The organism is Azoarcus sp. CIB, from assembly GCF_001190925.1.
Taxonomy (GTDB): Bacteria; Pseudomonadota; Gammaproteobacteria; order Burkholderiales; family Rhodocyclaceae; genus Aromatoleum.
Genome location: NZ_CP011072.1, coordinates 1,984,175 through 1,996,304, shown reverse-complemented (window position 1 = coordinate 1,996,304; position 12,130 = coordinate 1,984,175). Strand labels below are relative to the sequence as shown.

The window sequence follows — 12,130 nt, the reverse complement described above, 5'->3', positions numbered from 1 at the left end:
GCCCCTCACTTCGCGCCGCAGCACGCGGACTCGACCGCGTCGACGATCTTCTTGTAGCCGGTGCAGCGGCACAGGTTCCCTTCGAGGCCGCGCTTGATCGTCTCGGCATCGGCGTCCGGATGCGTCTCGAGGATGTGGGAGGCCTGCATGACCATGCCCGGCGTGCAGAAGCCGCATTGGACCGCGCCGTGCTCGACGAAGGACTCGCGCAGTGCATCGGCCTTGGGGTCGGCGGCGAGTCCCTCGATCGTTACGATGTCGCGCCCGTCGAAGTCCACGGCGAACATCAGGCAGGAGTTGCGCGTCTCGCCGTCGACGCGAATCGTGCACGCGCCGCATTCGCCCTCGCCACAGCCGTATTTCGTGCCGGTCAGCCCGACGACGTCTCGCAGCAAGTCGAGCGCGTTCATCGTGACGTCGATGGTGAGCCTTTTTTTGACGCCGTTCAGCGTGAATTCGATGTCATGCGTGAGCAACATGGTCGAGCATCCTTCTGGTCATGTTGTGGATCAGTTCCTTGCGGTACCACGCGCTGGCGCGCACGTCGTCGATGGGGTTCACCTCGTCGCGGGCGGCGTCGGCGGCGGCTTCGATGGCCTCGGCGTCGAGGGGACGGCCTTCGAGTGCGGCTTCGGTGCGCGGCGCGCGGACCGGCGTCGGGGCAACCGCGCCGAAGGCGACGCGGATGTCGGTGAGCGCACCGTCGCGCTTGATGCCGGCGATGCCGATGGAGATCGTCGAGATATCCAGCGCGGGGCGCGTGCCGAACTTGTAGAAGCGCGCGACGTGGCCGGGCCGAGGCAGTGGGATGCGCACCGCGGTGAGCAGCTCGTTCGCGGCGCGCTTTGTCCTGCCGGGGCCGGTGAAGAACTCGGCGAGCGGCAGGCGCCGCGTGGTGACGCTGCCATTGGGCTTCGACGCGAGCTCGACCTCCGCGTCGAGCACGATCAGCGGCACCAGCGTGTCGCCCGCGGGCGAAGCGTTGTTGATGTTGCCCCCGAGCGTGCCTGCGTTGCGGATCTGGTCGCTCGCGAACTGATCGCAGGCCTCGGCGAGCACCGGCGCGTGCTGCACGACGAGCGGATCGCGGAGGAGCTCGCTGATCGTGGTGAGCGCCCCGATGCGCAGGTACGCGCCGTCGAGGCTGACCCCTTTCAGTCCCGCGACGCGGCCGATGTTCAGCAGCGTCGGCTTGAACGCGATGCGGCCGGCTTTCGTCTGCGGCATCAGGTCGGTGCCGCCTGCGAGGATGGTCACCTCGCCCTGCTGCAGGATGCCGAGCGCCTCGTCGAGGCTCTGCGGCGCGGCGTATCTTTCAATTGCGGTCATTGAATGTCCCTCAGAAGCGGATCGGTTCCTGGTACCGTCCGAACACTTTCACCAGTTCCTGCGTGATCTCGCCGACGCTCGCGTAGGCCTTCACCGCCTCGACGATCGCCGGCATGACGTTGGCACCCGCGCGCGCGGCCTCGCCGACGCCCGCGAGCGTGTGGGCGACGCGGTCGGCGTCGCGCTCGGCGCGCACCCGATTCAGCGACTCGATCTGCACGCGCGCGTCGTCCTCGTCGTAGGGGTGGAAATCGACCTTGTGCTCGTCCTCCTGGTCGTTGCGGTAGCAATTGACGCCGACCTTGGGAAACGCGCCGCTCTCGATGTCGCGCTGCATCTTGTACGCCTGCGCGGAGACCTTCGCCTGGATCGCGCCTTCGGACACCAGCTTGACGATGCCGCCCTGCGCGTCGGTCTCGGCGATGATCTCTTCCATCTTGTCGCGCATCTGGTTCGTCATCGTCTCGACGTAGTACGAGCCGCCGAGCGGATCGACCGTCTCGGTGAGGCCCATCTCCGCGATGAGGATCTGCATGGTGCGCAGCGAGATGCGGGCCGAATACTCTGTCGGGATGGTGTAGGCCTCGTCGTACGAGCACAGCGCCATCGTCTGCGTGCCCGAGAGCGCGCTGATCAGCGCGTAGTAGGCGCCGCGCACGATGTTGAGCTCGGGCTGCTCGAAGGTCAGCCCGCCGCCGCCGCCCGCGGCGATCATGCGCAGCCACATCGAGCCCGGTTTTTCGGCCTTGTACTCCTCCTTCATGATCTTGGCCCACAGGCTGCGCCCCGCGCGGAACTTGCAGACCTGCTCGAAGAGGTTGCCGAAGATGTTGAAGTTGTACGACAGCCGCCCGGCGAACTCGTCGACGTGGAGCCCCCGCGCGATCACCTCGTCGGCATAGGCGCGGGCGATGCAGAAGGCGTAGGCCATTTCCTCCGCCGGCGTCGCGCCCGATTCGCGGATGTGGTAGCCGCACACCGACACCGGGCTGTACTTGGGCGCGTGCTCGGCGCAGTACTCGATCGTGTCGCCGACGAGCTTGATCGACGGCTCGACCGGGAAGATCCAGGTGCCGCGGCCGATGAACTCCTTCAGGATGTCGTTCTGCGCGGTGCCGCGCAGCTTCTTGACATCGTAGCCACGCTTCTCGGCCATCGCGAGATACATCGCGATCGCGATGGCCGCGGCACCGTTGATCGTCATCGACACGGTGATCTTGTCGAGATCGATGCCGTCGAATGCGATCTCGAAATCGCGCAGGGTGTCGACCGACATGCCGACGCGGCCGATCTCGCCCTGGGCGAGCGGGTCGTCCGAGTCGAGGCCGATCTGCGTCGGCAGGTCGAAGGCGACGTTGAGCCCCGTCTGCCCGTTCGCGATCAGGTACTTGAAGCGCTGGTTGGTGTCGGCCGGATTGCCGAAGCCCGCGTACTGGCGCATCGTCCACGGCTGCTTGCGGTACATCTCGCGGTGGATGCCGCGGGTGAAGGGAAATTCGCCGGGCTGGCCGATCATCGCGTCGCCGCCGCTCGCCGCGACATCGGCCGCGGTATAAAACGGCTGGACTTCGAGCCCGGATTCGTTGGTGACGCGCTTCAGCGTCGGTTGGGCGCGGTCGTTCATGCGGCGTTCTCCCGGATGCTCTCGCGGATGCTTTCACGGATGTATGCGGCGATCGCGTCGAGCTTCGAGCCGGTCGGGAAGATCCCCTTGAAGCCGAGCTCGCGCAATGCGTCGTGGTCTTGCGCCGGCAGGTTGCCGCCGATCATCCACAGCTTGTCGCCGAGGCCGTTCGCTTCGAGCAGCGGCTTCAACTTGCGGCAGAAGGGCAGGTGGGACCCCGCCATGCTCGAGAGCGCGATGACGTCGACGTCCTCGTCGAGGGCGATGCGGCTCACCTGTTCGGGCGTCTGCCGCAGGCCGGTGTAGATGACCTCGAAGCCCGCGTCCATCATCGCGCGGGCGACGACTTTCGCGCCCTGGTCGTGGCCGTCGAGGCCGGGCTTCGCGAGCAGCACGCGGATGCGGCGTTGTGCGGTGTCGTTCATGCGCTCACCTCCTTCGCAATGACGAGTTTGAGGATTTCGCTGGTGCCGCCGCCGATCAGCGTGAAGCGCACGTCACGCAGGTAGCGCTGCACGGGGTACTCCATCGCGTAGCCATAGGACGCGAGCACGCGTGCGGCCTGGTCGCAGATCGATGCGGCGGTTTCGGTCGCGAAGAGCTTCGCCATCGCGGCCTCCTTGTGGTGCGGACGCTTTGCGTCGCACAGCCACGCGGCGCGGTGGACGAGGGCGGTGGCGGCCTCCAGCCCGGTCGCCATCTCGGCGAGCTTCAGCTGGATCGCCTGGAAGCGGTTGATCGGCTTGCCGAACTGCTGGCGCTCGCCGGCGTAGCGCACCGCCTCGTCGAGCGCCGCGCGCGCGACGCCGAGCGCCATCGCGCCGGTGATGATGCGGATCTCGGCGAGCGTCTTCCTCAGGTGCCCCTCGCCGTCGCCTTCCTCTTTCGACAGGCGGTGGCTGTCCGGCACGAAGCAGTCGTTGAAGGCGACTTCGGAGGTCGGCAGCGCCCACACGCCCATCTTGTGGATCTCGCGGCCGACGACGAGGCCCTTGAACTCCTTCTCGACGAGGAAGATCGTCAGCTTCTTCTCTTCACCCGCGCGCGCAAAGACCGTGAAGAAGTCCGCGACCGGGGCGGATGTGATCCAGGTCTTCTGACCATTGAGGACGTAGCCGCCGTCGACCCGGGTCGCGGTGGTCGCGATCGATTCGAGGTCGGAGCCCGCGTTCGGCTCGGTCATGCAGATCGCGCCTATCCGGTCGCCGCGAAGCGCCGGCTTGAAGAGGCGCTCGACGATGTCGGCGTTGCCGAGGAGCTGCAGGAACTTCGTGCCCATCAGCGACTGCATCGCGACCGCGCCGGCGAGCGACATCGAGCCGCGCGCGACCTCGGTCAGCGCGAGACAGAACTCGGTGAGCGCGAGCCCGGTGCCGCCGACCGATTCGGGATAGCGCATGCCGAAGAAGCCGAGCTCGGCGAGCTCGCGGAACAGCGCCCGCGGGAACGCGCGCGCCTCGTCGAGCGCGGCCGCTTGCGGCGCGATGCGCTCGTCGCAGAAGCGCGCGAAGGTGTCCCGGATCGCGCGCTGTTCGTCGGTGAGATCGAAGTTCATCCGGTCACCTGCCCGGGCTCGAACCCGTACAGCTCGCGCGCCGCCTGCTCGGAGATCACGCCGTTGCGGATCTCCTCCGCGAGGAGCTTGCGGTCGCGCCGCTTCGGATCGCCGTAGCCGCCGCCGCCGCTCGCGACCTGGTGATAGATCGTGCCTTTCGGGACGCCGGTGATCAGGTCCTTGTTCTTCGGCACGACGGTCTGCCCGTCGGGATAGTGCAGGCGGATGAAGTTCAGGCCGCCATCGCCGCCGCCGAAGAGTCCGAACGCCGGCTCGAAGTCGCCGTCGCCGAAAGTCACGAGCTGCGTGTCGTTGGAACCGATCTCGAAGATCGTCTCGACGCCCAGCCCGCCGCGCCATTCGCCGGCGCCGGCCGAGTCGGCGAGCAGCTCGTGGCGGATGAGCCGATGCGGGGTCTGCTGCTCGAACATCTCGTAGTCCTGGTCGAGCACGCCGCCGGACGCGTCGATCATGCCGATGTGGTCGTAGCCGTCGGTGCCCAGCATCGCGCCCGAGCCGCCCTTCAGGCCCATGAAGCCGATGTCGACGTATTTCTCGTTGGTCTTCGGGTCGATGCCGGTGGTGAGGCTCGCGAGCAGATTGTTCCAGCCCGCGGTCACGCGCTCGGGCATCACCGGGGCGAGTGCGCGCTGGATGGCGTCGGCGTTGGGCGGGCACAGGTGGTTGCCGAAGGTCGTCGCCTTCGGGTAGGCCGCGTTGAGGATCGTGCCCTCCGGGATCACGATCTCGATCGGCTGCACCATGCCCTCGTTGTGCGGGATGTCGGGGTTCACCATCTGCAGCAGGGTCAGGATGGTGGCCGATGCGCTCGACGTGAAGGTGCCGTTCACGAAGCCGTTGGTCTGCGGATCGGTGCGCGAGTAGTCGAATCGGATGGCCTTGTCCTTCACCTCGATATCGACACGGATCGTGAATTGCGAGCCGACGTGGCGGCCGTCGTAGAACACCTTGCCTTCGCCCGAGTAGCGGCCGTTCGGGATCTTGGCGATCTCGGCTTCCATCATCCGGCGGGTGGCGTCGAAGAGCGCCTGCTTGTGCGCGTCGTAGCTCGCCACGCCGTACTTCGAGATCAGCTCGAGGAAGCGCCGCTCGCCGACGGTGCACGCCCCCATCTCGGCCTTCATGTCGTGCTGCACGATGTCGAGGCGCACGTTGGCGAAGATCAGGTTCCACACGTCCTTGCGCAGCTTTCCTTTCTCGACGACCTTCACCGGCGGGATGCGCAGCGCCTCCTGCCACACCTCGACCGCGTTCGGGTTGTAGCCGCCGGCGACATTGCCGCCGATGTCGGCCTGGTGACCCTTGACCGCGGTCCAGGCGACGAGCTGGCCCTCGAAGAACACCGGCTTGAACACCGCGACGTCGTTGTTCTGGTTGCCCAGGCTGAACACGTCGTTGTGGAAGATCACGTCGCCCGGGTAGATCTCGTCGCCAAAGTACTCCTTGATGTACTTGCATACCGGCGCGAGCGAGAACGCGAGGATCGGCAGGTTCTCGGTCTGCTCGAGCATGTTGCCGTCGCCGTCGTACAGGCCCGTGACGTAGTCCTTCGCCTCGCACAGGATCGGCGAGCGCGTCGTCTGCTCCATCGAGATGCTCATCTCGTCGGTGATCGAGCGGAAGGTCCGGGCGTACACGGACAGCAGGATGGGATCGATTTTCGCGTTGCTCATACCAGCGCCTCCTTCATGTCCTTGATGCACGACGCCACGAGGTCGGCGCGGCCTTTCTGATACAGCGCGAACGAGCCGAGCGCATCGACGACGCAGTCGAAGGACGCCGACACGAAGATCGCCGTCGTCTCCTGCTCGATCATCGCCGGCCCCTCGATGCGGTTGCCGTGTCGCATGCGGTGGCCGTCATAGACCGGCACTTCGCGGAATTTACGCGTCTCGGGGATGTACACGGCGCGCCGGCCCTTGAGCGCGTGCGCCGCGTCCTCGCCCGCCCAGGACTCGTGCCGCGCGACCGGCTTGTCGGTGACGCCGATCGCCTGCACGCGCACGTTGATGATCTCGACCGGCGTGTTCTCCGCTTCCAGCGAGTAGCCGTACAGGCGGTTGTGCTCGGCATGGAAGGCGCGCGCGATGCCTTGCGCGTCGCCGGCGGCGATCAGGGCCTGCGGCACGACGAAGGAGACCTCGTGGTACTGCTTCACGTAGCGGCAGTCGAGCTTGACGTCGAAACGGCGGCGTCCCTCGGGGATGCGCTCCTCGTCGAGCTGGCGGTCCCCGTCGGCGGCCATCGCGGCGATGATGCCCGCGAGCTTCGTCCAGTCGGCCGCGTCGAGCCGCGATACGAAAGTGCGCACGAAATCGTGCTTGAGCTCGCTCATCAGCATGCCGAACGCGCACAGCACCGAGGATTCGCGCGGCACGACCTGCAGCGGGATCTCGAGCTCCTCGCAGATCAGGCACGAATGGATCGGGCCGGCGCCGCCCGCGGGGATGAAGGGGAACTCGCGCGGATCGAAGCCGCGCTTGATCGTCACCTCGCGCACGCCCTGCGCCATGTTGTTGCACGCGACTCGGTACATGCCGGCCGCGGCCTCCTCGATGCTGAGCCCCATTGGCTGCGCGATGTGTTCGTCGATCACAGCGCGCGCGGCGGCCACGTCGAGCTTCATCTTGCCGCCGGCGAAGAACGCCGGGTCGAGATAACCCAGCACGACGTTCGCATCGGTCGTCGCGGGCAGCCGGCCGCCCTTGCCGTAGCACGCCGGGCCGGGATCGGCGCCCGCGCTTTGCGGCCCCATGCGCAGCAGGCCGCCTTCGTCGAGCCAGCCGATCGAGCCGCCGCCGGCACCGATGGTGTGGATGTCGAGCATCGGCAGCGCGATCTTGTGGCGCGCGATCTCGCCGTCGTTCTTGATCATCGGCGCATCGACGGCGACGGACGCCTCGAAGCTCGTGCCGCCCATGTCCGTGACGATGCACTTGTTCTGGCCGTGGATGCGCACGTAATGCAGGCCCGCGCCCGGGCCGCCCGCAGGGCCGGATAGCAGCGTCAGCGCCGCCTTTTCGCGCGCGAGCTGCGGCGAGATCACGCCGCCGTTCGACTGCATGATCAGCAGCAGCCCGTCGAAGCCGATGCCCTTCAGGCGGCCGACGAGCTGGTCCAGGTAATGGTTCAGCTTCGGCCCGACATAGGAGTTCAGCGCCGTCGTGCTGACGCGCTCGTAGAACCGGATCGACGGCAACAGATCCGTCGACACCGACAGATACGCGCCAGGCAGCTCGCGGCGCACCATGTCGGCCGCGGCCTGCTCGTGTGCCGGGTTTGCGAACGAGTTCAGGAAGCAGATCGACACCGCCTGCACACCTTCGGCGCGGAAGAGTTCGATCGCGCTTCGCACCGCGTCGAGGTCGAGCGCCGCCGCCTCGTTGCCGTCACGGTCGACGCGCCCGGGTATGCCCGCCCGCAGGTAGCGCGGCACCAGCGGCTTCACGTTGGTGTAGCGGTTGTTGTATTGCTCCTCGCGCACGCCGCGGCGCATCTCCAGCGCGTCGCGCACCCCTTCGGTGGTCAGCAGGCCGCTCTTCGCGCCGGTGCCCGTCAGGGTCGCGTTGGTCGTCACCGTCGTGCCGTGCACGATCGTGTCGATGGTTGGCGCGAAGGCTTCGAGCGTCATCGGCGGATGCATGCTCGCGGCGATCTCGGCAAGCCCGTTGACGACCGCGATCGAGGGGTCGGATGGCGTCGACAGCGTCTTGAAGATCGCCGGTTCGGCACCGTCGCGGGTAACGACGAAATCGGTGAAGGTGCCGCCGACGTCGATTCCGATTTTCAATGTCATCAGATGTGCTCCATGAACGTTTTGCGCGCGACCAGACGCCGCACTTCGTCCTTGCGGACCTTGCCCAGCGCGGTGCGCGGGAGTTCGTCGATGAACAACACTTCCTTGGGCAACTTGTAGCGGGCGATGCGGCCGTCGAGGAGCCCGAGCACGCCGTCCGCATCGAGGGTCGCGCCTTCGTGCGTGACGATGACCGCCACGACGCATTCGCCCCAGCGCTCGTCGGGGCGGCCCACGACGGCCACTTCGGCGATGTCGGGCGACTCCATGAGGAGGTTCTCGATCTCGGCGGGATAGATGTTCTCGCCGCCGGAAATGATCATTTCCTTCTTGCGGCCGTCCACCCACAGCCAGCCGTCGGCATCGAAATGGCCCATGTCGCCGGTGTGGAACCAGCCGTCCCGCAGCGCCTCGGAGCTCGCCTGCGGGTTGTTCCAGTAGCCCGCCATCACGTTGGGCCCGCGCACGAGAATCTCGCCGCTGACGCCCGTCTTCGCGTCCGCCCCACCTTCGCCCGAAACGCGAACGCTGCAGTGGCGCGCCGGACGTCCCGCCGAACCGGCGTGCGTGTAGGCGTCGGCAGCCTTCACATAGGCCGCGATCGGGCTGGTTTCGGTCGAGCCATAGATCTGCACGAGCGGGATGCCGCGTTCGTGCACTGCGCGGAAGAGCCGGTCGGGCACCACCGTCGAGCCCGTCGTGATCATCCGCAGGCGGGAGAGATCCGCGCTCGGCCAGCGGGGATGCGCCACCATCGCCTCGATCTGCGCCGGTACGAGGACGGTCAGCGTGATGCGCTCGCCTTCGATCGCATCGAAGGTCTCATCGACGTCGAATCGCGGGTGCAGGACGACGGTGGCGCCGCGCGACAGGGCGGGGGTCGTCTGGTTGTTGAGTCCGCCGACGTGGAACAGCGGCAGCGTCGTCAGGACGCGGTCGTCACTCGTGAGCCCGTGCAGATCGGCGCTGTTGGCGGCGTTCCACGCGAGCGCGTCCTGGGTCAGGAGCGCGCCTTTCGCCTTGCCGGTGGTGCCGGACGTGTAGCAGATAAGCAGTGGCGTGTCGGGTCCGACGCGCGGGTCGTCCGCCACGGGCTCGCCGCCGCGCTCAATCAGCTCGTCGAAGGCGATCCAGCCCTGCGGCGGGGCGCCGAACGCCACGAGCGTCACCGCGCCGAGCTCGTCTCGGAAGGCGTCGATCTGCCCGACGAAGCGCGGTTCCACGAGCAGCACCTTCGGCGGACAGTCGGCAAGCAATTGCCGGTGCTCGGGGCCCGCGAGCCGCCAGTTCAGTGGCATGAAAAGCGCGCCCAGACGAGCGCAGGCGAACAGCGCCGCGAGCGTTTCCGGACGGTTGTAGGCGAGAAACGCGACGCAGTCGCCGCGCTCCACGCCACACACGCGGAGCGCCGACGCGAGTCGATCGATCTCGGCGGCGAGCGCCGCGTACGTCAGGTCGCGCTCCGGAAAGCGGATCGCCGTCTTGTCGGGCGCGAGCCCGGCCTGACGGACGATCCATTCGGACAAGTCCATCCCCATTCCTCCTCCAGGTTCGGTCACGGACGCTTTGCGCGCCTCTACTGACTCGTTTGAATCCGGTTGGGGATGCTGCATCCGGGCGCTTTTGCGCCTCTCGTGTCTCCCGTTGGCGGGGAGGCGGTGATCCTTTACTGCCGTACGCCGCGCATCCCTTGAAAAGGGCGCGGGGCTTGCAACGCTTACCGGTCGCCGACCTCGATGACGACCGCCATCGCCGTGTCGCCCGCGGCGCATCCGGTGAAGAGGCCGAGGCCGCCCCCGCGCAGCGCGAGTTCCTCGATCAATTCGATGATCGCGCGCGTGCCCATGGGTGCCTGCGGATGACCCCAGACGAGCGAGCAGCCGAAGTTGTTCATCGCATCGAGCTTTGCGCCGGTCTCGCGCGCAAAGACGATGTCGTTGACCGCGAACGGGTTATGGGTCTTGATCGCCCTCATGTCGGCGACGTCGAGTCCGGCCTGATCGAGCGCACGCCGTGCGGCCGGAATCATCGCTTCGGGCATGTGGGCCAGCTCGGTGCGGGCGAGGCCGAAGCCGCGAAGCCGCACGGCGATCGCCGGATCCTTCGACAGCGCCTTCGCCTGCTCGGGCGTAGTCACGACGATGGCCGCATTGCCGTCCGCGGGATGCGTCTGCCCGCCGAACGTCACCGTCCCACCTTCCATGACGGGCTTCAGCTTCGCGAGGCCGTCGGCCGTCGAGTGGGACACGCCCTCGTCGCCGTCGAGCGTGCCGGCGATCTTGCGGAAATCGGCGCTCGGCACGTCGAAGGGCAGGGTCATGAAGCGGCGCAGGAAGGCGGAGTCGTCCTCCAGCGCGTCGGCGTATTGCGCCTCGCGTCGCAGCACGAGCTCGTGTTGCTGCGAGGTCGTGACGCCATGCCTCGCGGCGACGTTCTCGGCCGTCTGCACCATGGAGTGGCCGCCGAGCGGGTCGCAGCCGAAGTTGTCGAGCACCCAGTCCTCGGACGAACCCGTGCCGCCTGGGCCGCGCGGATTCGGGTAATAGAGGTGGGGGCCGTTGGATGTGCGGTCGCAGTTCACCACGAGTGCCACCTCGGACAGGCCGGCCTCGATCTCCTGCGCCGCGGCGAGCAGCGTGCGCACGCCGGTCGCGCACGCCTGCATCATCGTCGGCCCGCCCGCGCGGGTCGCGCCGATCAGTCCCGTGAGCCACGGCAGGCCGTAGAACGCGTGCTGCTGCGGCACGGAGAATCCCAGGACGCCGTAGTCGATCGCCTGCGGGTCGATGTTCCGTTTCGCAAGCTCGTTCTTCGCCACATGTGCGGCAAAACGAACGCTGTGCAGCGACGCGAAGCTGCCCTGCCAGCGCGCGAACGGCGTGCTCCAGTACGCACCGTACGGGATCTCTGCGGTGTAACGGGTCATCGTCTGCGGTCTCCGGAATTTATTCTTCTAGTCATGCGGCGAGCGACTGCCCGGGTCAGGCCGGGTCGTCTTCGTTGAGGCCGACGGCGGCGATGAACGCCCGCTTCGCCTCGACCAGATGGTCGAGCATGGCCATGGCAGCGGTGTCGCCGTCACCCGCGGCCAGCGCGGACGAGATGCGATTCAGGCCGCGCAGCACGATCGTGCGGATCTCGGGATCATCCAGCGTCAGCGTGCGGATGCGCTGCATGTGGTCGGCGTACTGTTCGACGATTCGCACGAGCCGCGGATTCGGCACCAGGGCGAGCCATGCCGCACGGAAGCAGATCGTCGCTTCCCGGAAGGCTGCGGCGTCGCCGGCCTTGTGGGCACGTACGATTGCCGCGAGCGCGTCCTCGATGCCACGGCGGAGCTCGGGCGAACGCGTCAGCGGCGCGATGCTGCGGATTGCGGCCGGTTCGATGAGGAAGCGGATCTCGTAGATGTCGTTGACGTCCTGCAGCGTCAGCGACGGCACGACGAAGCTGCGGTTGTCGGAGACGAGCAAGCCTTCGCTCGCGAGGCGCCGCAGCGCTTCGCGTACGGGGGTGCGCGAAACGCCGAGCTTTTCGGCGAGCTGGACTTCCTGCAGCGGCTGGCCGGCGACGATCTGACCGTTACGCAGGTGATCGCGCAAGGTGTGATAGACCCGTTCACCGAGGGCGAGGGGGCGTTCGACGGGCTGAAGCGTGGAAACCATTTTCTGGAGCCTTTGATGTTTTGTTGTTTGCAGCGGCTTCGATTTGATGTGTACTGTATACAGTATTTTTTTGGGTGTAAAGTGTTCTTTGCATCAGCGGCGGGGAACGAGCTTCCGCCGGGAATTCTCCGATCCGGCGA

10 protein-coding genes are annotated in these 12,130 nt (G+C 67.1%); all 10 read right to left on the bottom strand.

Going from position 1 to position 12,130, the window contains the following annotated elements:
* Positions 1–5 precede the first annotated feature (5 nt).
* Entirely contained in the window at positions 6–479 is a 474-nt protein-coding gene (locus AzCIB_RS08830) for a (2Fe-2S)-binding protein (RefSeq protein ID WP_050415552.1), read from the bottom strand.
* Positions 463–1,329 (bottom strand): FAD binding domain-containing protein, encoded by an 867-nt coding sequence (locus tag AzCIB_RS08825; RefSeq protein WP_050415551.1) that lies wholly within the window; start codon positions 1,327–1,329, stop codon positions 463–465. The genes AzCIB_RS08830 and AzCIB_RS08825 overlap by 17 nt, the downstream gene beginning before the upstream one ends.
* Positions 1,330–1,339: 10 nt before the next feature.
* Positions 1,340–2,953 (bottom strand): acyl-CoA mutase large subunit family protein, encoded by a 1,614-nt coding sequence (locus AzCIB_RS08820; protein WP_050415550.1) that lies wholly within the window; start codon positions 2,951–2,953, stop codon positions 1,340–1,342.
* Complete coding sequence (locus AzCIB_RS08815; RefSeq protein WP_050415549.1) at positions 2,950–3,378, bottom strand: cobalamin B12-binding domain-containing protein; 429 nt, start codon at positions 3,376–3,378, stop codon at positions 2,950–2,952. Before AzCIB_RS08815 ends, AzCIB_RS08820 begins: the two co-directional genes overlap by 4 nt.
* Positions 3,375–4,508 carry a benzylmalonyl-CoA dehydrogenase gene (iaaF, locus tag AzCIB_RS08810; protein ID WP_050415548.1) on the bottom strand — a complete coding sequence of 378 codons (1,134 nt, stop codon included), beginning with the start codon at positions 4,506–4,508 and terminating at the stop codon, positions 3,375–3,377. Before iaaF ends, AzCIB_RS08815 begins: the two co-directional genes overlap by 4 nt.
* Positions 4,505–6,202, bottom strand: a complete 1,698-nt coding sequence (locus AzCIB_RS08805; RefSeq protein WP_050415547.1) for a hydantoinase B/oxoprolinase family protein — start codon at positions 6,200–6,202, stop codon at positions 4,505–4,507. The genes iaaF and AzCIB_RS08805 overlap by 4 nt, the downstream gene beginning before the upstream one ends.
* The gene (locus AzCIB_RS08800) at positions 6,199–8,325 is read right to left on the bottom strand and encodes a hydantoinase/oxoprolinase family protein (protein ID WP_050415546.1); all 2,127 of its coding nucleotides are present in this window, start codon (positions 8,323–8,325) and stop codon (positions 6,199–6,201) included. Before AzCIB_RS08800 ends, AzCIB_RS08805 begins: the two co-directional genes overlap by 4 nt.
* Positions 8,325–9,857, bottom strand: coding sequence for an acyl-CoA synthetase (locus AzCIB_RS08795; protein ID WP_050415545.1), 1,533 nt, complete (start codon positions 9,855–9,857; stop codon positions 8,325–8,327). The genes AzCIB_RS08800 and AzCIB_RS08795 overlap by 1 nt, the downstream gene beginning before the upstream one ends.
* A 185-nt stretch (positions 9,858–10,042) precedes the next feature.
* Entirely contained in the window at positions 10,043–11,251 is a 1,209-nt protein-coding gene (locus AzCIB_RS08790) for a thiolase family protein (RefSeq protein ID WP_050415544.1), read from the bottom strand.
* A 55-nt stretch (positions 11,252–11,306) separates the two neighbouring features.
* Positions 11,307–11,990, bottom strand: a complete 684-nt coding sequence (locus tag AzCIB_RS08785; RefSeq protein WP_050415543.1) for a GntR family transcriptional regulator — start codon at positions 11,988–11,990, stop codon at positions 11,307–11,309.
* Positions 11,991–12,130: the final 140 nt, after the last annotated feature.